Origin of the sequence: Pseudomonas sp. Leaf59 (genome assembly GCF_920984685.1) — a bacterium.
GTDB lineage: Bacteria > Pseudomonadota > Gammaproteobacteria > Pseudomonadales > Pseudomonadaceae > Aquipseudomonas.
In genome coordinates this window covers 1-20,642 of the sequence record NZ_CAKLBR010000003.1, presented here as the reverse complement: position 1 = coordinate 20,642, position 20,642 = coordinate 1, and the positions used below count along the sequence as shown (strand labels likewise).

The following is a 20,642-nucleotide window of genomic DNA, read 5'->3' as shown; positions in this document are numbered from 1 at the left end:
CCTATGATGAAACGAATCTTGCTTGTTGTAGCGTTGCTCGCCCTGGCCGGGTGCAACACGCCGGCCCGCATTGTCGCGCCGGATGACCAGGCGGTGGAGGAAGGCAAGCGCGCCCTCGACCAGTTGGCCCAATTGCCACCGGCGGTGGAACGCATCCGCGTCGGCGACCAGTTGCGTATCGTGCGCGATGCCGGGGAGATGCCGACATTGTCGGCGTTCAACGTCAGCACCATCTACGAGCTGACGCTGTACACGGTGCAAACCGACGGCAAGATCAACTACCCGTTCCTGGGGCCACTGCAGGTCGCCGGGCGCCAGCCCTCGGAGCTGGCGGCCGAGTTGAGCAACAAACTGGCACCGGTGTACCGCGAACCGCGGGTGACGGTGAATATCAACCAGGCACCGAGCAACTCGGTGATCGTCGGCGGCGCGGTGAATAACCCGACGTCGGTGCAGATCGGTATCGCCAACACGCTGGAGCAGGCGATTGTCGGCGCCGGCGGCGTGAACCCGGCGGGCAACGCAAGCATGGTTGCGTTGCTGCGCGAAGATGCCGAGGGCACCTACCGCGCCTACTTTCTGGACTTCAGCCAATACCTCAAGACCGGCCCCGTCGGCCGCAAACCGGTGCGACTGCAACGCGGCGACGTGGTGTTCGTGCCCAAATCCAACGTAGGCGAGCGTATCCAGGGAGTGGACACCTACTTGAACCAGCTGATTCCGTTCACCAAGTCCATCGGGGTTGGCTACAACTATTCCCGAACCAGCGGCGGCACCAACTAAAGGAGCGACATCCCATGATCGAGATCCGTTCTTTTCGTGATCTTCTGCGCCTGTTTTTCATCTTCCGCCACGAGTTCAAGCTGGCGGCCATCGCTGCGCTGGTCATTATCCTGCTGGGGGCGTTCCTGCTGCCGGCCAAGTACGAATCCACCGCGCGCCTGCTGGTGAAACCGGGGCGTGATTCGACGCTGCCCATCGAGATCAGCAACCGTCAGGCGCTGGTGATGCCCAGCACCCAGCGCGACCCGATTGTCGACGAAGAGCGCCTGCTGACCGGACGCCCGATTGTGCGCGCGGTTGCCGAGCGTTACCTGGAAGTGCTGGCCAACCAGCCGCCGCCGGAAGGCGTCTGGAAGCTGGGCAAATACCATGTCAAAAATGCGACCGGGGCGATCTCCGATGGCGTGCGCGTGGTGCTGGAATCCCTGGGTGTCATTGAAAAAACCACCCCGGTCGAACGCCTGGCCGCAGGGCTGGAACAAAGCTTCGAAGTCAGCCACGCCGCCGGCTCCACGGTGATGGACATCAGCTTCAAGTGGGGCGACCCGCAGATCGCCCAGGCCGTGGTCAAAAGCTGGGTCGAGATCTACATCAACGAGCGCACCCAGGCGCTGGGGCGCAAAAGCCTCTACGCGTTCTATGAGGGCCAGGTGTCCAACAGCGCCACCGAGATCAAGAGCTACAAGGAGCAGATCCTCACGCACCTGAACGAAATCGGCGCGGCCAGCATCACCGATCGCCTGGAAGATCTGTCCGAGCGCATCAACGTGCTGCGCGGCGAAACCTTCAACACCACCCGCCTGATCGCGTCCTCCGACAGCGCCATCGAGAGCACCCGCACCCAGCTCAAGAGCCAGCCCAAGGAAGTGACCACGGTGCGCCAGATTGCGCTGAATCCGCAGCAACAGGATCTGCGCCGCCTGCTCAACCAGAAGCTGCTGGAACGCGCCGACATGATGCGCACCTACACCGATAACGCGCCGCCGGTCAAAGCCCTGGATGCGTCGATCCGTGCCATGCAGGTGCAGGTGGCAGCTGAAAGCAACACCGTGCAAAGCTCGGAAAACCGCGCGCCGAACACCCTGGAAATCCACCTGCAACGGGTGCTGCTGGACGAGTCCAGCAACAACCTGGCGCTGCGCACCCAACTGGTTCAGCAGCAGAAACAACTGGTCAACCTGGAAGCCCAGCGCAAGCAGGCGCTGGAGATCGAACCGGAGTTGACGCGCCTGTCCCGCGAGCTGAGCGCCACCGAGCGCAACTACGCGCTGTATGTGGACAACCTGGAAAAATCGCGCATCGACCGTGAACTGGACAACAGCCAGATCAGCAACATCGCGGTGATCGAAGAAGCCACCCTGAACCCGGGGCGCATCTTTCCGAAAACCCTGGTGATGCTGACGCTGGCGATCCCGTTCGCCATCGTCGTCGGCCTGCTGGTGGTGTACCTGTGCTACCTGCTCGATCAGCGCATCCATGACGGCGGTCTGGTGGAACGCAAGTTCGGCCTGCCACTGTGGACCACCCTGCCGGAGCTGGACACCAGCACCGCGCAGAGCACCAACGCGTTCAATGCCAGCATCTATCGACTCTACGGTTTGCTCGAACCTGAACGAATAACCGAACAAGGCATGACCCTCGGCCTGACCTCGGCGCGCCACGGCGAAGGGGTAAGTTTTGTGGTGGGGCAACTACGACAACTACTTCAGGAAAATGGCATCAAGGTCCGCGTCGGAGGTGCGCGGACGGCCTCGCCGGGAGAAGTGGTGCTGCTCGATGCCTCAGCGCTTTTGGATAACCGCGACGCCTTTGTCAGCCTCAGGCGGGCCGATCTGATTGCGTTGGTGGTGGAGGCCCAGAAAAGCACGGTACCGGTGGTGGAACATGCGCTGTCGATCCTCAATACGGCCTTCGGCAAGGTGGACGGCATCATTATCAACCGACGAAGGTTCGAGGTACCGGCCAAAGTGCTCAAGACCATTGCCAAGTACCGGGGGGTGTTCTGATGCGCATTGCCCTGCTGGCTCCCTTGCCACCCGAGAAAAACGGCATCGCCGATTACGCGAACCATTTCAAGCTGGCGCTGGAACAGTTGGGTGTGACGGTGCTGACACCGTTGAGCGGCGTCGAGGGATCGAGCGCGGCGATCAAGCGGGCAATCGGCACGTTCGACTGGCACAGCGTGGACCTGGTCCACGGCGAGCTGGGCGGCGGACGACTGGGGGAATTTCTGGCCCTGCGCGAGCTGCACAAGGCCTACCCTGCCCTGCCGCTGACCGCCACCGTGCACGACCCGGAGCGTATGGTGTGGCGCCGCGAACGCCTGCCGTTTCCCCTGCAACTGATGGAGCGATTGCCCAGCCCGTTGCCGCAGGCGGCGGTGGTGTTGGCCGACCCGCTGACGTTGCGCGAAGAGCGCGAGGTCGCCGCCGGTTTGACCCGGTTGATCACCCTGACGCGCCTGGGAGCCGAATGCCTGAGCCAGCGCATGCGCCTGGCGGCCGGCAAAGTCGCGGTGATCAACCACGCCAACCTGGCGATCGCACCGACGCCGTTGCCATCGCTGGACACGCTACGCCTGCTGTATTTCGGGTTTATCTACCGAGGCAAAGGCATCGAGGACCTGTTGCAGGCCCTGGCCGACGTGTTCAGGCAAGCGCCCGAGTTGCGTGGCCGCGTACGGCTGACATTGGCCGGTGGCACGGCTGCGGAAATGGCGTTCGGCGCGGGGGGCAATTACCTCGACCAGTTGCACAGCCAGATCGCCGACCTCGACCTGGCCGACGCCATCGACTGGCGGCTGAACCTGCCGGCGGATGAGATTGCCGCGACGATCCAGGCCCATCATGTGATGGTGCTGCCCTACCGCGAGTCGAAAAAACTCGGCCTGCTGGGGCGCCAGCGTGGCACCAGCGGTGCGTTGTCATGGGCGGCGGCGTGCGGGCGTGGGGCGATCACTTCGGATGCGCGGGCGTTCGCCGAAGAAGTCGCCAGCGGCAATGGCGCGATCTATCCTCAGGGCGATGTGGCCGCCCTGAGTGCGCAACTGCTGCGTCTGGCCCGTACACCGACGCTGGCTCGGGACTGGGCCGAGCGCGCCGGGGAAATCGGGCGCGAACGTTTGTGGCCGTTGACCGCGCAGCAGTTCAGGCAACTTTTCAAGCAGGCAATTGTGGGAGGTCCCCATGGTGCGTAAGGGCACGTACTTTTTGACGCTTGTGCTGGTCGCGGCGCTGGGCCTGGGCGCTGTGCTCTGGGGGCGCCAGGCCGACGCCGAGAGCCATGTGCTCAAGGGCAGCAAGGTGCTGGTGTGGAAGGACTTTCTGGGCGTTAACGCGCAGTTCCTGTGGTTCAGCCCCGAGCGCTACCAGAAGCAGATCGACCGTCTCAAGGCGCTGGGCCTGGAGTGGGTGCGCCTGGATCTGCATTGGGATCAGCTGGAGCCGGTGCAGGGCCAATACCAGGTCGCAACCCTCGACCAATTGGTGAAGAAGCTGCAGGACAACCAGCTCAAGTCGTTGTTCTACCTGGTCGGTTCGGCGCCCTTCGCCACCACCGCGCCGGTGGGCGCGCCTTATCAGGACCAATACCCGCCCAAAGACCCGCACGTGTTTGCCAACCGCATGGCGCTGCTGGCCGAGCGTTACCCCAGCGTGGACGCCTGGCAGGTGTGGAACGAGCCGAACCTGCTCGGCTTCTGGCGCCCGGTGGCCGACCCGGCGGGTTACGCCACGCTACTGACCACCACCGCCGCCGCGCTGCGCGCCATGCGCCCGGACAAACCGGTGGTGGCCGCCGGCATGGCGTTCTTCAGTGAGATGCCCAACGGCCAGACCATGTTCGACGCGCTGGGCGCGTTGGGTATCGCCAGCCTCAACACGGTGATTGCCTACCACCCCTACACCCAACTGCCGGAGGGCAACGACCCGGCCAACCTGGATTTCATCGCCAAAACCACAGCGCTCAACCAGGCCTTGCGCGCAGGCGGCGTGCAAACGCTGTGGACCACCGAGTGGGGCTGGTCCACCTACACCGGCCCCAAGGACGCCCAGGACATCATCTCGCTGCAAGGCCAGGCCGATTACGTGGTGCGGCGCCTGGCGCTGATGAGCGCGCTGGATTACGACCGCACGTTCCTGTTCACCTTGAGCGACCTCGACCAGCGCGCCAGCGTGCGCGACCAGTCCTACGGCCTGCTTGATATCGACGCCAACCCCAAACCTGTCTACACCGCCTTGAAGTACTTTCTCGACGTAAGCGGGCCGAGCCTCACCCCCGGCGACCCACCCAGCGCCGACCAATTGCCCGACGGCCTGTTCAGTATCGGCTGGACCCGCGCCGATGGGCGCAAGTTGTGGTTTTTCTGGGCGGCCCAAGGCGGTAATGCGCATTTGCCGGGCCTTGCCAGCGCGACGCTGTACGACCCGCTGCGCGGCACGCAAACCCCGGTCAGCGGCACCGGCGGCTTGACCGTGCCGGTCAAATCGAACCTGCAAATTCTGCTATGGGATTGAAGCCAGCCATGCGCATTTTATGGATCCTGCCCTACTCGCCCTGGCCGGCCACCAGCGGCGGCAAGACGCGCCAGTTCCACCTGCTGCGCAGCCTCGCGGCGCGCGGGCACCGGATCACCCTGTTGCTGCATGACAAGCACCCGGTGTCGCTCGCCGACCGTCAGGTGCTGGAGACCTTTCTCGACCACCTGATCGTGCTGCCGCGCCGTCCCCTGCGCAGCCTGAAGACCCTGGTGGCCGGGCTGTTTGCGCCCTACCCGCTGCTGGCCAGCGTGAATGGCCTGTCCGCGCCCTTGCAGGCGCGCTTCAACCAACTGCTCAACGAGCACTGGGACGTGGTGCAGATCGAGCACACCTACAGCTTCCAACCTTACGAAGACGCACTGGCGCGCACCGCCCAGCCTTTCGTGCTGACCGAACACAACGTCGAATCGGCCCTCGGCGCCGCCACTTACGATCGCCTGCCGAACTGGGCGCTGCCGTTTATTCGCTACGACCAGTGGCGCTACGGCCGCTGGGAACACCGGGTGATGCGCCAGGCGACGCAGGTGGTGGCGGTCACCGACAGCGATGCGCAAACGTTGGCAAAGATCGCCGGCAAGCCGGTGCCGGTGGTGGTCAACGGGGTGGACTGCGACCACTTCGCCGGCGCCCGCCCGGACCCGACCAGCCGCCGCGTGCTGTTTTTGGGCAACTACGAATACGCGCCGAATGTGGACGCCATCGAGTGGGCGCTGGATGAGATCCTGCCCAAGGTCTGGGAGCGCTGCCCGCAGGCGCGCATGAGTGTGTGCGGCTTCGGCATGCCCGACAGTTGGCGCACGCGCTGGCCGGATCCGCGTATCGAGTGGCAGGGGTTCGTGCCCGATCTGCTGAGCCTGCAATCGAGCTGCTCGGTGTTTCTGGCGCCGTTGCGCCACGGGGGCGGCTCCAAGCTCAAGGTGCTCGAAGCGCTGGCGGCCGGCCTGCCGCTGGCGAGCACCGAACAGGGCGTGTCCGGCCTGGACCTGGTGGAAGGCCTGGACTACCTCGGCGCCCAGAGCGCCACCGGCCTGGCCGACGCCGTGGTGCGCCTGCTGCAGTTTCCCGACGCCGCCACGCCCATGGGCGAAGCCGGCCGCGCCTACGTGCGCCGCGCCCATGACTGGAGTGTCGCCGCCAGCCAGCTGGAGCGCGTGTACGCCAGCCTTTCGCCGCTCACCGAAAAGGAACCCGCATGCGTGTAGGCCTTGATTACCGCACCGTCGGCACCTCGCCGCAATCGGGCATCAGCCGCCAGGTGTATGCGCTGGAAAGCGCCTTGCACACCTTGCCGGGCGTTGCGCTCGAGCGCTTTACCGTGGCGCCGCTGGGGGACGAAACGCGGCTGCAGGCGCACTGCCCGGCCTGGGGCTGCGCGAAAACCGCGATGCACCAGCCGCACAATCGCCTGCGCTTCGAAGCCGGTTTTTTGCCACGGGCGTTGCGCGAGCAGCATATCGATTTGTACATCAGCACCTTCAACATGGGCCTGCCGTTGCCACCCAAACCCAAGGGATTGCGCACGGTGGTGCTGCTGCATGACCTGTTCCAGATCACTCTGGACAATTACCACGCCAACCGCCTGAAGGCGTTGATCTACAAGACCAGCGATCGCCTGTCGATTGCCTACGCGGTGCACAGCGCCGACCGCGTGTGGACGCCGTCGCAGTACAGCGCCGATGAAACCGTGCGCCTGTTTCCCAAAGCGGCGGGCAAGGTTCGCGTACTGCCCAACCAGGTGGACAGCTTTGTCGAACTGGCGGCGGACCTCACTGCGCGGCAAATGCCCGAGCGCTACTGGCTGCTGGTGGGCACTCGCGAATTGCGAAAGAACGTGCCGTTTCTGGTGCAGGCCTGGCAGGAGGCCCGTCGGCTGTCCCCTGCCGTGCCAGAACTGGTGCTGGTGGGCAGCCTCGATCATCTGCCGCAAGCCCAGCGTAGCGTGGCGGGGATTCGCGCCTTGAGCGGCGTGTCGGATGCCGAGCTGCATGCGCTGTACCGCCGCGCCGCGCGCCTGTGGCAGCCGTCGTATGCCGAAGGCTTCGGTTTGCCGGTGATCGAGGCGCTGAGCGTCGGCACGCCGGTGGCCGTGGCCAGCGGTACGTCGCTGGATGAAATCACCCCACCCTCGGCGCCGCGTTTTTCGCCCACCGACGGGCCGGCGCTGGTGCAACTGATGGTGAACCTGGGCGAGCAGCCTGACGAAGAGTCGCCCGAGCAACGCCGGCAGTGGGCGCAGCGCTTCAACCATCAGGCCTATCGCCTGCGCCTGGCGCAACTGATCGAGGAACTGCAATGAGAGACTCCCTGGGCGCCCCTGTCGCGATCCTCTTCGGCCTGCTGTTCGGCGTAATGGCACTGGCGCTGTCACCGGCCAAGGCGTTGCTGGGCGTGGTTGGGCTGGCGGCGGCGGTGACTATCCTGCGCTTTCCGCTGTGGGGCTTGTTGCTGTTCGCCATGCTCGCGACGTTTATGCCGTATTCCACCATCAACCTGGGGATTCGCAGCACGGTCAGCGAGGCGATCCTCGCGCTGACCTGGGGCGCGGTGCTGTGGCAGACGTTTCTCTCACGCCTGCCGGCGGCGCCCAGCCTGTGGCGCCGGCCCACCGACCAGATGCTGCTGTGGCTGATGCTGTTCAGCGTGTTCCCGTTCATTGTCGGCCAGGTGATCGTCGTCAATGTCGAAACCAGCGGCGTGGCCAACTGGCTGCGCTGGTTGCTGAGCCTGTCGGCGGTGTTTCTGTGCGCCAAACTGCTGGTGGAACCCAAACAGCGCGAGTCGCTGGTGGTCGCCCTGCTGCTGGGCACGCTGGCAATGCTGGTGATGTCGATTGCAGTGTTCGTGCGCACGCGTTCCGGGGCGGGCATTGCGCCGATCCTGGCGCTGCTCAATTACGGCAACTTCGACATGCTCAAATTCGGCCTGGAAGCGATGTCTTCGCGCATGGGCTCGCCGTGGATGCACCCGAACGCCATCGGCGGGATCATGGCGCTGCTGCTGCCCCTGGCGTTCTGCTTCGGCATGACCGAGCGCGGCTGGAAACGCGCACTGGGTCTGGGCGTGGCGTGCCTCGGCGCGGCGGCGCTGCTGCTGGCCAGCAGCCGTGGTGCGATGGTCAGCCTGGCGCTGGTGCTGCTGTGGATGGCCACGCGCCGCGTGCCGTACACCGGGCGCCTGCTGATGATCGGCGCGGCGCTGACCGTGGCGCTGGTGCTGGCGTATCCACCATTGCAGGAGCGGCTGGCGACGATATTTTCGTCGGACAACGCCAGTACCGAAATCCGTTTCGACGAGTACCGCATGTTTCCCCAGGCGGTGGCGGCCTATCCGTTCGGCATCGGCTTCAAAGTCGACCCGCCGGTACCGGGCACGCCGTTTCTGGGGATCTCCAACCTGTGGCTGAACTTCATCTACAAGACCGGCATTGTCGGCATGCTGCTGTTCGTCGCCGTGACTGTGCGCTGGTGGCGCGAGGCGCGCCCGGAACGCGGCCCGATTCGCCTGACCAAGGACAATGCGCTGTGGCTCGGCAGCACCGCCGGGATCCTCGCGGCGTTGGTGAGCGGGTTGTTCGACCACTACTTCAGTTTTGCGGTGGTGATGGTGGCGCTGTTCTGGCTGATGGTGGGGCTCAATGTGCTGGAAGCACGCCGCCTGTTTGCGGCGCGCGTGCCGCAGGTCAAGCGCGTGGCCCATCGCAAACCGCTAACTGATGGCGCACGTCCCTGATGCTTGGCTCCGCCGCCTGGCTGACACTGGCGACCCTGTTGGGCCTGTGCCTGGGGTTTGCGCGTGAATGGCTGCTGGTGGCGGCCTGGGGCGCGGGCGAGCGCAGTGACGCCTTCCTGATCGCGCTGTTTTTGCCCGAGGCGCTGCGCATGTCGTTGGCCGGCGGTGTGCTGAGTGCCGCGGCATTGCCACTGTATCTGCAGCGCAAGGATGCCGACCGACTGGGCTGGCTGACCGTGCTGTTCCCGGCCCTGATGGCGATTGCATTGGTCACCAGCCTGCTGCTGACGCTGTTGGCGCCGTGGCTGGTGCAACTGCTGGGGCCGGGGTTGGCGGACAGCGCCACGGCACTCGCCGCCGGCAATCTGCAGGTGGTCGCCTGGTGCGTGCCGGGCCTGATGCTGCACGCACTGTTCAGCATTCCGTTGCAGGCCGGTGAGCGGTTTGTGTTGGCGGGGCTGGGCTCGTTACTGTTCAACCTGCCGCCGGTGACCTACCTTGCCCTGGCCGGAACCGCGACCGCGCCGCACACGCTGGCCCTGGCGTGCCTGGCCGGCAGCCTGCTGATGCCGCTGGCGCTGTTGCCGTCGATCTGGCGCCAGGGTTGGCGACCGTGGCGCTGGCAGTGGTCGGCGGCGCCGTTGCGGGAGCTGGGCCAACGCATCGGCCCCTTGTTGCTGAGCAACGGTGCGAGCCAGGGCCTGGCGTTGATCGAACGGCTGGTGGCGTCGCTGCTGGGCGAAGGCGCGGTGACCTGGGTCAACCTCGCGCGCAAGCTGATGAACCTGCCGCTGATTGCGCTGATGAGCCTCAATCAGGTGCTGCTGGGCATGATGAGCCGCCGCCAGGGCGATGCGCGCCTGGCCCTGCTCAAACGCGGTCTGGACACCGCGAGCATGCTGACCCTGCCCGCCGGGGTCGGCTTGGTGGCGGCGGCACCGAGCCTGGTGGCGCTGCTGTTGCCCAGGCAGTCGGCGGACTCGCCGTTACCGCTGCTGCTGGCATGGTTCGCAGTGCCACTGGTGTTCGGCGCGTGGAACGCACTGCTGGCGCGTTATGCCTATGCGGCCGGTGACACACGCCAGCCCCTGCGCTGCGAACTGCTCGGCAGCCTGGTCAATGTGCTGCTGCTGGGCGCCCTGCCCTTCATGTTCGGCCTGGCCGGTATTCCCTTGGCCGCGCTGGCCGGGGTGATCTGCACGGCGTTGTTGTTGATGCAGCGTCAGGCGCTGCTTGGCGCCCTGCCCTGGGCCAGACACTGGCTGCTGAGCGCAGCACTGATGCTGCTGGCGGCTTTGCTGCTGTTTCGAATTGACGGCGTGTGGCTGCAACTGGGGCTCAGCACCCTGGCCGGGGCCGTGGTGTTGCTGGGCATGGGGCTGTGGCTCAAGCCGTGGCGCAAGGCATGAATGATCGATCGGGAAGACGCCCATGAAACATCGTTGGATTCAAATGGATATCGCCAAAGGCATCGGCATCCTGGTGATCGTGTTCGCTCACAGCTGGTTCGTGGCGAACTCACGGGACCTGATGTACCCGATACTGGCGTCGTTCGTCATACCGCTGTTCTTCTTTTTATCCGGGGTATTTTTCAAGCCGGAACAGCCGTTTGTGGAGATGGCCGTGCGCAAGGCCGATGGCCTGCTCAAGCCGTTTTTTTTCACCCTGCTGCTGTATGTCAGCCTGCGTGCGCTGCTGCGCGACCAACCCTTGCTGCCGGACATTGGCGGCGTGTTCTATGCCTCGGTGGACACCATTCCGTGGCAGGCCATGTGGTTTCTGCCGCACATGTGGGTGGCGATCCTGTTCAGTTGGGTGATGCTGCGCCTGATCCTGCGGCTGAAGCTTGCGCCGTGGGCCAGTGCCCTGCTGCTTGCCGTGCAATTGCTGCTCGGGATCTGGATGTTGCCGCTGTTCTGGCAATGGCCGGTGACGCTTGGCGAGCACACCTGGGTACTGCCGGGGCTGCCGTTCAGCCTGGATATCACGCTGATCAGCAGCGCCTGCTTCATCGCCGGCTACCTGCTGCGCGACTGGCTGCGCACGCACCCTGGCAGTTGGCTGACGCTGTTGATCGCGGTGGTGGTGTTCGCCGTGTTGTTCGACTTGACCTGGGACACCATGGACCTGGCGCAACGGCGTTATGACCACTGGTTGTGGACCAGCCTGCTGGCGGTGATTGGCATGTACGCGTGCTGGGCGTTGGCGAAGGTGTTGACGGTCTCGGCGCTGGTGACGCGGGCGATGACCTACATCGGTCAGTCAACGCTGATCCTGCTGATTTTTCACGGGGAGATTCAGCACAAGACCTTCGACCTGATGCAACGCCTGGGGCTGCATCCGTTCCTGGCGGCGGGTGTGGGTTTGGTGGTGGCGGTGGTGGGGCCATTGCTGATCGGGGAGGTGATCAAGCGGGTGGCGGTTCTGCGGTTTTTCTATTTCCCGTTTCCGGTGGCGAAGCAACGCTGAGGCGGCTGTGGCAGCGGGCAAGCCCGCTCCCACGGGGGTGGTGGGTTAGTCGTCGAGTTGTTGGGGGGCTTTGGCGCCGGGCTTGCCGGGTTTGCCCTTGGCGGGGGCAGGTTCGGCTGGCGCAGCTTCTGCGGCGGCGGCGGCCTCTTTCTCGGCCATGGGCATCTGGTCGATGGTGCTGAAGAACTCCTTGAGGTCGAGGGTATCCGGAGGCACGGTCTTCTCGAGCTTCTTCTCGCCGTCCTTGCCGATCAGGATCACCTTGGTGCCGCTACCGGCGCCCAGCTTGAGGGCACGGATCAGCGCATTGGTTTCAGGCGGCGTGAGCTTTTTGTTGTCCTTGGCCTCCTTGGCGAACTTTTCCCCTTCGGCGCCGATACTGCCGAACTTGACGGTGTAGAACACCATGTTGCGCTCTTCGAACGACTGCTTGTTGGCAGGCTCGTCCAGCTGCTTCTGCAGCGTGGACAATGTGGCGTTACCGGAATCGAGCTCCACCACCACCAGCGGACGGGCCTTGCCCATGTCCTGCTTGAGCGGGTTGATATCATCCGCGGCCAACAGCGGCCCCGTAAAAGCCATCAAGGTAGCCAGGGTCAGCGACCGGATGAGCATGCGCACCTCCTTTGAATTGCGTGCAGGTTCTTGAGTTTCATGTGTGCGACCGTCAATTTCAAGGATGATTCCTACGCCGGGTTCTGAAAGCGTAGGTCAGGACGCGCGCCGCGCAAGGGATCAGGCCGGTTGGGCAGTGATTGTTTCTTCTGATTGCACGAACCTCAGAGGCCATTCCAGTGTGGCCAATGCCGGGCGAATACCGGGGCCACTATCGGGTCGGCATCCACCTGCGCCAGGGTGTGGGCAAAGCCCGGGGCCAATGCGCTCAACGCTCCCCGCGCGCCGTCCCAGCGCGACACCGCCGCCGCCATGATGCCCAAAGCGTTCGGCGCATGGTTGGGCGCGAACAACTGTTCGGCAAACTGATCGGCAAACACCACCCAGGCCTGGTGCAGGTAGCGTCGTGTGCCGGTGACCAGTTGCGCCTGCAGCGCCTGATCGACGTCGCCCAGCCAGCGTTGCGGGTAGTCGATGATGCCAATGGCCGAATAGCAATTGGCAGCGATGTACAGCAGGCCACGCAGAATTTGCCCGCGATTGCCGGCCAGCAGGCCGGCGTCGGGAAACTCCAGGCCGAGGTGGATCAGGATGGCCGCGCTTTCGGTGAGGACCTGCCCATCGGGTGTGACCAGGGTAGGGATCTGTTTGAGCGGATTGATTCGCGCAAGCGCTTCACTGCCCTCGCCCTCATGCCAGGAACTGGCATCCACGCGGTGCCACGGCACGGCGCAACGTTGCAGGGCAATCTCGATCATGCACGAGCCGGATTCGTCGGTGCCGTAGAGCGTGTACATGGTGCTGCCTCCTTTAAAACAGCCCCATCTGTCCGCCGACCAGGGTGCTGAAATCGTCATCCACGAACGGCAGGATCGCCTCCGCCACCGGCTGCAATTGTCGCGTCACGTAGTGATCGTAGTCGATCGGCGCCTGCCGCACTTCCAGCGGCTCCGGGCCGTTGACGCTGATCACGTAGCTGATCCAGCCGCCACGCTGGTACTGGCGCGGGCGGCCCAGGCGGTCGTTGTAGTCATCAGCCAGGCGCGCGGCGCGTACATGGGGCGGCACGTTGCGCTCGTAGTCGTCCAGGCGCCGACGCAGACGTTTGCGATAGATCAGCAGTTCATCGAACTCGCCGCTCACGGTGCGGCGCACGTAGTCGCGAATGTAATCCTGATGCGGCTGGCGGTGGAAGATGCGCTGGTAAAGCTCCTGCTGGAACCGCCGGGCCAGGGGCGACCAGTCGCTGCGCACGGTTTCGAGGCCCTTGTAGACCATCTCTTCGCTGCCGTCGGCGCGCACCACCAGCCCGGCGTAGCGTTTCTTGCTGCCCTCCTCCGCGCCACGGATAGTCGGCATCAGAAAGCGCGTGAAGTGGGTCTCGAACTGCAGCTCCAGTGCACTGTGCAGGCCGAACGCCGTCTGCAGGTGCGCGCGCCACCACTCGTTGACGTGGGCGACCAGCGCCTGGCCGATGCGGCTGGCGTCCTCCTGAGCGTGGGCGCTGCCGAGCCAGACGAAGGTAGAGTCGGTGTCGCCGTAGATCACTTCATAGCCCTGGGCTTCAACCAGCTTGCGGGTCTGGCGCATGATTTCATGGCCACGCAGGGTGATCGACGAGGCCAGGCGTGTGTCGAAGAACCGGCAACCGCTGGAACCGAGGACGCCGTAGAAGGCGTTCATGATAATTTTCAGGGCCTGGGACAGCGGCGCGTTGCGCTCACGCTTGGCCACCTCGCGGCCTTCGGAAACCCGCGCGACGATAGCGGGCAGGCAGTGCCGGGTGCGGGAAAAACGCGCGCCGCGAAAACCTTCCACCGAGTCGCTGTCGTCGGGGTGCTTAAGACCTTCGATCAGGCCCACCGGGTCGATCAGGAAGCTGCGGATGATCGACGGGTAGAGGCTTTTGTAGTCCAGCACCAGCACCGATTCATACAGGCCCGGACGCGAGTCCATGACAAAGCCGCCGGGGCTGGCCTGGGGTGGTTTGTCGCCCAGGTTCGGCGCAACGAAGCCCTGACGGTGCATCAGCGGCAGGTACAGGTGGGTAAAGGCGGCGACGGAACCACCGTTGCGGTCGGCCGGCAACCCGGTGACGCTGGCCCGCTCCAGCAGGAACTTGAGCAGCTCGGTCCTGGCGAAGATCCGCGTGACCAGCTCGCAGTCCTTGAGGTTGTAGCGCGCCAGGGCGGGCTTGTCCTCGGCGAACATGCGGTTGATTTCGTCCATGCGCTGATACGGCGTGGAAATATCCTTGCCTTCGCCGAGCAGGGTTTGCGCGACGTTTTCCAGGCTGAAGGACTCGAAACTCCAGGTGGCCGAGCGCAGCGCTTCGATGCCGTCGATGATCAGGCGCCCGGCGGCGGCGGCGAAGTAATGATTGCGGCTGCCATGTTCGCGCCACGCCATCGGCTCGTCGCCACGGCCAAGCATCAGCGGCACGTTGAGGCGCTGGGCATGTTCGTGGAGCACGCGCAGGTCGAACTGCACCACATTCCAGCCGATGATCGCATCGGGGTCATGGGTGGCGAGCCAGAGGTTGAGGGCCTCGATCAGTTGAGCACGGGTGTCGCAGTAGTCGAGCTTGAAGTCCACCGCGCAGGCGTTGTTCGGCGGGCCGAGCATGTACACCTGACGCTCGCCGCAACCTTGCAGGCCAATGCAATAGAGATCGCCCTGGGCGGTGGTTTCAATGTCCAGGGACACCAGCTTGAGCGGCGGACGGTAGTCGGGGGCGGGTTTCATCTGCGCGTCGAGCAAGGTGCCGTCGGCATCGGGGGTGCCACCGAACCACACCGGGGCGGTGATGAAGCGCTCCATCATGTAGCGCTCGGGCGGGCGCACGTCGCCCTCGTAGACGTCAACGCCGGCGGTGCGCAGGCGCTTTTCCAGGTCCATTGCCTGGCGGTGCTGGCGCGTATACAGGCCCAGGACGGGGCGGTGATGGAAATCGCACAACTGCAACGGCCGCAGCTGGATGTCGCGCTCGTCCTTGAGCAGCCAGTCGAGCGGTTTGCGATGGGCTTCGGGGATGAACATCACCGAGGTCTGTACGGGCAGGCGGACAAACCTGGGCCCCTGGTCGGTGGCCAGCCAGAAGCTGACCTGCGTGCCCTCCGGGGTGTCGCGCCAATGCCGGGTCAGGACGAAACCCTGCTGTAAATCCACCGTGCCGCACCTCAAACATTGCGTTCAGGGCGTGATTCTACCCGGCATCCGGCCGGACGCGGCAGGTTAACGCTCGCGCGGAGCCTAATCTGACAAATTTGTTGCAAAACGCTAATAACAATTACTATCATTTGCGCCGGAGTCGTATCCGCGCAGTGAGGACGCGCAACGCTGTTGCCCTTTTCCTCACATTGACGGTTCTCCGTCAGGATCGACCATGCCCACCTGTAACCGACTCGCCGTGCCGTTTCGCCCTACCCTGCTCGCCCTTTGCTGCTCCCTGAGCCTTACCGCACAGGCTGCTACCCCGGCCGATCCGACTACGCGCCAGGACGGCAACACACTGGAATTGGGCGCCACCAACATCAGCGCCGACGCACCCGCGCCGAACGCGCTGCCACCGGCGTACAGCGGCGGACAGGTGGCACGCGGTGGCCAATTGGGTGTGCTGGGCAATCAGGACATCATGGATGTGCCGTTCAGCATGGCGGCCTATACCGAGAAGTTGATCCGCGACCAGCAGGCCGAAACGGTGGCCGATGTGCTGCTCAACGACTCGTCCGTGCGTCAGGCCTCGGGGTATGCGAACCAGGCGCAGGTCTTTGTGATTCGCGGCCTGCCACTTAATGGTGACGACATTTCCTTCAACGGCCTGTACGGCATTCTGCCACGTCAGATCATGTCCACCGACGCGCTGGAGCGCGTGGAAGTGTTCAAGGGTCCCAATGCCTTTATCAACGGCGTCACGCCGGGCGGCTCGGGCATTGGCGGCGGCGTGAACCTGCAACCCAAACGCGCCGATGATGTGCCGCTGCGCCGCTTCAGCACCGATATCAGCAGTGATGGCCGGGTGGGCGAGCATCTGGATGTGGGCCAGCGGTTTGGCGAGGGCAATCGGTTTGGCGCGCGGGTGAATATTTCCCAGCGCGAAGGGGATACCGGCATTGATGACGAGAACCAGCGGGCCAAGCTGTTCGCCGTCGGCCTGGATTATCGTGGCGATGCCCTGCGTTTATCGGGTGATTTCGTTTACCAGAAACAGCGCGTCAACGGCGGCCGTAACTCGGTGTTCCTGGGCACCGGCGTCACCCACATCCCGAGTGCACCCTCGGCCGATACCAACTACGCGCCACGCTGGAACGCGACCAACATCGAGGACACGCTGGGCATGCTGCGCGGCGAATACGACCTCAACGACACCTGGACCGCCTACCTTGCCGCCGGCGCCAAACATACCAATGAAAGCGGGCGCTATTCGTCGGTGACCCTGACCGATAACTTCGGCACGGCCAAGGTGACCGGTTCGCGCATCGCCCATCAGGAAGACAACACCAGCCTGATGACCGGTCTCAATGGCAAGTTCCAGACCGGTGCGGTCAGCCATCAGCTGAACCTCGGCCTGACAGGCACCTGGACGCAGGCCCGCAATGCCTACGAGTTCGACTTTACGCCCAATGCCAGCAACCTCTACCACCCTTCCAGCGACATTGCACAACCGGTGCGCGGCACGGTGAACGGCGGTGACCTGGGTGACCCCGGCATCACCGCCAAGACGTTCGTGCGCAGTGCGGCCATCTCTGACACTTTTGGTTTCCTGGATGACCGTCTGCTGTTCACCGCAGGGCTGCGCCATCAGGAAATGGTCATGCAGAACTATGCGTATGGTTCCGGCCCGCGCAGCTCCAACTACACGGCGTCAATCAACACGCCGGTTTACGGGATCGTGTTCAAACCCTGGGAGCATGTGTCGTTTTATGCCAACCATATCGAAGGCTTGACCCAGGGGCCGACGGCTCCCGTGTCATCCGGTGGCCTGACGGTGACCAATGGTGCACAAGCCTACGCGCCCGCCCGCTCGAAACAGACTGAAGCGGGGGTAAAACTGGACATGGGCACCTACGGCGCAACGCTGGGTGTGTACCGTATCGAGCAGCCGAGTGATGGTTACTCGATCCAGACTGGCGCGACCACCGCCGCCTATGTGCGCGAAGGCCAGCAAATCAACCAGGGGGTGGAGCTGAATGTCTTCGGTGAGCCTGTGAGTGGTTTGCGTTTGCTCGGTGGCGTAACGGTAATGAAGACCGAGCTCAAGGACACGCTCAATGGCGCCAACGACGGCAATCGCGCAATCGGTGTGCCTTCGTTCCAGCTCAATGCGGGGGTGGATTGGGATGTGCCGGGCCTGCAGGGCGCAACCCTCAGCGGTCGCATGCTGCGCACTGGCGGCCAGTATGCCGATGCGGCCAACAACCTGAGTCTGCCGGCCTGGAATCGCTTCGACCTGGGTGCGCGTTATACCTTCAAGGTGGATCAGCGCGATGTGACGCTTGGCGCCAATGTGGAGAATGTCGCCAATGAGAAATACTGGGAGTCGGCGTTGGGGGGTTACCTGAGTCAGGGTGAACCGCGTGTTGCCAAGTTGTCGGCGACGATTGATTTTTAATCGCCATCGAAACCGGGCATCGCTATCGATGCCCGCTTGGGTCACGCCTGGCGAGCGGCGCCCAGGTAGCTTTCGATATTGCCCATCTGATCGTCCCAGCCACGGGAGTTCATCTTGAACGCCTTCTGACGACGGGCTTCAGGCACCTTGTCGAAACCGGATTCGACCACCCGCAGCAGGATGCCTGGTGCACGGTCCTCGATGGTAAATTCCACCAGCGTCGGGGTTTCGTTGTCGTAGTCGACGCCCTCCAGCACCGCGAAGGGATGCCAATGGAAAGAGAACAGGGTTTGCGGCAGGATGCGTTCGATTCTGGCTTTCCAGACCACGTGTTCGTAGCCCGGATAAGTGATCGGCGCTTCGACGGTCTCCCCTTCGACAAAGCGCTTGCCCTTGAGGGCAACGCCGAACCAGGCGCCAAATTGCTCGGCATCGGTGAGTGCTTCCCACACCTTTTTACGTGAAGCGTTGAGCAGAATTTTCCGCTCGATGCGATCCAATACGTGCATAAGTCACCTCCTCCATTGACCTTAGGTGACATCGACAGATGCGCAACCCGGGTTGCGCGCGATGATGCCCCCGTCCTTGACCAAGCCAATGGTTATGACTGACCCGTTGCAGGGAAGTTGCTTTTGTAATCTGCGCGCTAACGGCTTGATCTAGACGCGCGGGTCACCTGGCGCCTTGCTCGGCGTCGCGTACTGCGGCTTCAGGTGGCCTTCCTGGTCGAGCAGCCAGGCGTCCATGATCTGCCTGACCACAGGGCCGGCCACGCGTCCGCCGGCTTCGCCGTTTTCAATCATCACCGAGATCACGATTTTAGGGTGCTCGGCCGGCGCGAAGCCGACGAACAAGGCGTTGTCACGATGGCGCTCCAGGGTCTTGTCGCGGTTGTAACGCTCGCCCTGCTTGATCGCCACCACCTGCGCCGTACCACTCTTGCCGGCGATGCGGTATTGCGCACCCTGTGCCGCAGCCCGAGCGATGCCGCGCGGGTCGTGCATCACCAGTTGCATGCCGTGATTGACCTGCTCCCAGTCACGCGGATCCTTGAGAACGACATTGGGCATCGGGTTTTCGTCCACCGGCGGCACACCGTTGATGGTCTTGGCCAGATGCGGCCGATTCCACACGCCCTTGTTGGCGATCAAGGCCGTGGCCTGGGCCAACTGCAACGGCGTGACCTGCATATAGCCCTGGCCGATACCGAGGATCACCGTTTCGCCGGGGAACCAGGGTTGACGTCTGGTCGCGCGCTTCCAGGCCTGAGATGGCATGAGGCCTGCGGACTCTTCGAACATGTCCAGCGAGACTTTCTGGCCGAGGCCGAATTCGGCCAGGTAGTCGTGCAGGCGGTCGATGCCCAGCTTGTGGGCGAGGTCGTAGAAGTAGGTGTCGTTGGAGCGCATGATCGCCGCATCCATGTCCACCCAGCCGTCGCCACTGTGGTTCCAGTTGCGGTATTTGTGATCGAAATCCGGCAGTTGATAGTAGCCCGGGTCGAACACACGGGTTTGCGGGGTGACGACGCCACTGTCCAGGCCCGCGATGGCCACTTCCGGTTTGATGGTTGAGCCTGGGGCGTACAAGCCTCTGAGGACGCGGTTGAACAGCGGTCGGTCAATGGAGTCGTGCAGTGCGGCGTACTCCTTGAAACTGATACCGGTGACGAACAGGTTCGGATCGAAACTGGGTTTGCTGACCATGGCCAGCACTTCGCCGGTTTGCGGATCGAGAGCGACCACCGAGCCACGACGGTCGCCCAGGGCCTCTTCGGCGGCTTCCTGAAGGTGAACGTCGAGGCTCAGGACAATATTTTTACCGGGGATCGGATCAGTGTGCTTCAGCACTCGTAATACACGGCCCTGTGCATTGGTCTCGACTTCTTCATAGCCGACATGACCATGCAACTCGGATTCGTAGAAACGTTCAATACCGGTTTTACCGATGGACTGGGTGCCACGGTACTCCACCGAATCCAGGGCCTTGGATTCTTTCTCGTTGATACGACCAACGTAGCCGATGGAGTGTGCGAAATGCGCACCGAGCGGGTAATGCCGAACGAACTGAGGTTCGACATCCACTCCGGGCAGACGGAATTCGTTAACCGCAAACAGAGCGATCTGTTCTTCCGTCAGTTCGTAAAACAATGTGACAGGAACGAAAGGATGACGTGCCTGCTTCAATGCCTTGTCGAATACCGCACGGTCTTCGGCAGGCAAGTGCAGCAGGCTGACGATGGCGTCCAGCTCCCCCTTGAGATCAGTGGCGCGCTCCCGGGTGATGGTGAGGTTGTAACTGGGACGGTTGTCAGCCAGCACCACGCCGTTACGGTCATAAATAAGGCCGCGGGTTGGGGTGATGGGCAGAACATGGACGCGGTTGTTTTCAGAGATCGTGGAGTGGTAATCGAACTGCACCACCTGCAGGAAATACAAGCGGCCCACCAGGGCACAGGTGATGCCAATCACCAGCAGGGCGCAGGCCAGCAGGCGCTTGTTGACCAAGCTATTTTCTTTTTCGTGATCTTTGATCGGTATGGGTCCTGGCATTTCTACAGCATCTCGTTGAAGAAGGTCGACGCCGCATCCTGCGGAAAGAGATCAATCCTTGTGAAAAGGTGGTGCACCATACCAAAAATGCAGAAACACTTTGCATCGATTTCCCGAACGGCAGGTCGGTGATGACGTCGGACGTCGATCAAAACGGTGCACGTTTAGTGAATACTTTTCCAACGCCCAAAACAAAACCCCATCTGCTTTCGCAAATGGGGTTTCGGAATTTAATCTTGACGATGACCTACTCTCACATGGGGAAACCCCACACTACCATCGGCGATGCATCGTTTCACTACTGAGTTCGGGATGGGATCAGGTGGTTCCAATGCTCTATGGTCG

15 protein-coding genes and 1 rRNA gene are annotated in these 20,642 nt (G+C 63.4%); 10 read left to right on the top strand and 6 right to left on the bottom strand.

The window, feature by feature from the left end; translation table 11 throughout:
• Positions 1 to 6 precede the first annotated feature (6 nt).
• The 9 genes from LUB09_RS03555 to LUB09_RS03515 are packed head-to-tail and all read left to right on the top strand — an operon-like array spanning position 7 to position 11,519.
• Positions 7 to 783: a polysaccharide biosynthesis/export family protein gene (locus LUB09_RS03555; RefSeq protein WP_057009108.1), complete on the top strand. Its 777-nt coding sequence runs from the start codon at positions 7 to 9 to the stop codon at positions 781 to 783.
• A gap of 14 nt (positions 784 to 797) precedes the next feature.
• The gene (locus LUB09_RS03550) at positions 798 to 2,789 is read left to right on the top strand and encodes a GumC family protein (protein ID WP_209980855.1); all 1,992 of its coding nucleotides are present in this window, start codon (positions 798 to 800) and stop codon (positions 2,787 to 2,789) included.
• On the top strand, positions 2,789 to 3,979 hold the full coding sequence (locus LUB09_RS03545; protein ID WP_231421642.1) for a glycosyltransferase: 1,191 nt from the start codon (positions 2,789 to 2,791) through the stop codon (positions 3,977 to 3,979). The genes LUB09_RS03550 and LUB09_RS03545 overlap by 1 nt, the downstream gene beginning before the upstream one ends.
• On the top strand, positions 3,969 to 5,297 hold the full coding sequence (locus tag LUB09_RS03540; protein WP_231421641.1) for a GH39 family glycosyl hydrolase: 1,329 nt from the start codon (positions 3,969 to 3,971) through the stop codon (positions 5,295 to 5,297). Before LUB09_RS03545 ends, LUB09_RS03540 begins: the two co-directional genes overlap by 11 nt.
• An 8-nt stretch (positions 5,298 to 5,305) precedes the next feature.
• Positions 5,306 to 6,523, top strand: coding sequence for a glycosyltransferase family 4 protein (locus tag LUB09_RS03535; protein ID WP_209980848.1), 1,218 nt, complete (start codon positions 5,306 to 5,308; stop codon positions 6,521 to 6,523).
• Positions 6,514 to 7,617: a glycosyltransferase family 4 protein gene (locus LUB09_RS03530; protein WP_231421640.1), complete on the top strand. Its 1,104-nt coding sequence runs from the start codon at positions 6,514 to 6,516 to the stop codon at positions 7,615 to 7,617. Before LUB09_RS03535 ends, LUB09_RS03530 begins: the two co-directional genes overlap by 10 nt.
• Complete coding sequence (locus tag LUB09_RS03525) at positions 7,614 to 9,050, top strand: O-antigen ligase family protein (RefSeq protein ID WP_231421639.1); 1,437 nt, start codon at positions 7,614 to 7,616, stop codon at positions 9,048 to 9,050. The genes LUB09_RS03530 and LUB09_RS03525 overlap by 4 nt, the downstream gene beginning before the upstream one ends.
• Entirely contained in the window at positions 9,050 to 10,459 is a 1,410-nt protein-coding gene (locus LUB09_RS03520) for a lipid II flippase MurJ (protein WP_231421638.1), read from the top strand. The genes LUB09_RS03525 and LUB09_RS03520 overlap by 1 nt, the downstream gene beginning before the upstream one ends.
• A 22-nt stretch (positions 10,460 to 10,481) precedes the next feature.
• Positions 10,482 to 11,519 (top strand): acyltransferase family protein, encoded by a 1,038-nt coding sequence (locus LUB09_RS03515; RefSeq protein ID WP_209980839.1) that lies wholly within the window; start codon positions 10,482 to 10,484, stop codon positions 11,517 to 11,519.
• A gap of 45 nt (positions 11,520 to 11,564) precedes the next feature.
• Here the strand turns inward: LUB09_RS03515 and LUB09_RS03510 are convergent, their stop codons facing one another.
• The 3 genes from LUB09_RS03510 to LUB09_RS03500 form a co-directional block, all read right to left on the bottom strand.
• The gene (locus LUB09_RS03510; protein ID WP_209980837.1) at positions 11,565 to 12,134 is read right to left on the bottom strand and encodes a DUF4174 domain-containing protein; all 570 of its coding nucleotides are present in this window, start codon (positions 12,132 to 12,134) and stop codon (positions 11,565 to 11,567) included.
• 164 nt (positions 12,135 to 12,298) lie between these two features.
• The gene (locus tag LUB09_RS03505) at positions 12,299 to 12,931 is read right to left on the bottom strand and encodes a glutathione S-transferase N-terminal domain-containing protein (RefSeq protein ID WP_231421637.1); all 633 of its coding nucleotides are present in this window, start codon (positions 12,929 to 12,931) and stop codon (positions 12,299 to 12,301) included.
• 13 nt (positions 12,932 to 12,944) lie between these two features.
• A complete protein-coding gene (locus LUB09_RS03500; RefSeq protein WP_209980833.1) occupies positions 12,945 to 15,302 on the bottom strand; it encodes a DNA polymerase II in 2,358 nt (785 codons plus the stop codon).
• A gap of 217 nt (positions 15,303 to 15,519) precedes the next feature.
• On the opposite strand from LUB09_RS03500, the gene LUB09_RS03495 reads away from it, so the two are divergent.
• The gene (locus LUB09_RS03495; RefSeq protein ID WP_231421636.1) at positions 15,520 to 17,745 is read left to right on the top strand and encodes a TonB-dependent receptor; all 2,226 of its coding nucleotides are present in this window, start codon (positions 15,520 to 15,522) and stop codon (positions 17,743 to 17,745) included.
• A 41-nt stretch (positions 17,746 to 17,786) separates the two neighbouring features.
• Here LUB09_RS03495 and LUB09_RS03490 read toward each other — a convergent pair whose 3' ends face one another.
• The 3 genes from LUB09_RS03490 to rrf form a co-directional block, all read right to left on the bottom strand.
• Positions 17,787 to 18,254, bottom strand: coding sequence for an SRPBCC family protein (locus LUB09_RS03490; RefSeq protein ID WP_209980830.1), 468 nt, complete (start codon positions 18,252 to 18,254; stop codon positions 17,787 to 17,789).
• Positions 18,255 to 18,404: 150 nt separating this feature from the next.
• The gene (mrdA, locus tag LUB09_RS03485) at positions 18,405 to 20,297 is read right to left on the bottom strand and encodes a penicillin-binding protein 2 (protein WP_209980828.1); all 1,893 of its coding nucleotides are present in this window, start codon (positions 20,295 to 20,297) and stop codon (positions 18,405 to 18,407) included.
• 234 nt (positions 20,298 to 20,531) lie between these two features.
• Positions 20,532 to 20,642, bottom strand: a 5S ribosomal RNA gene (gene rrf, locus LUB09_RS03480); the annotation flags it as partial.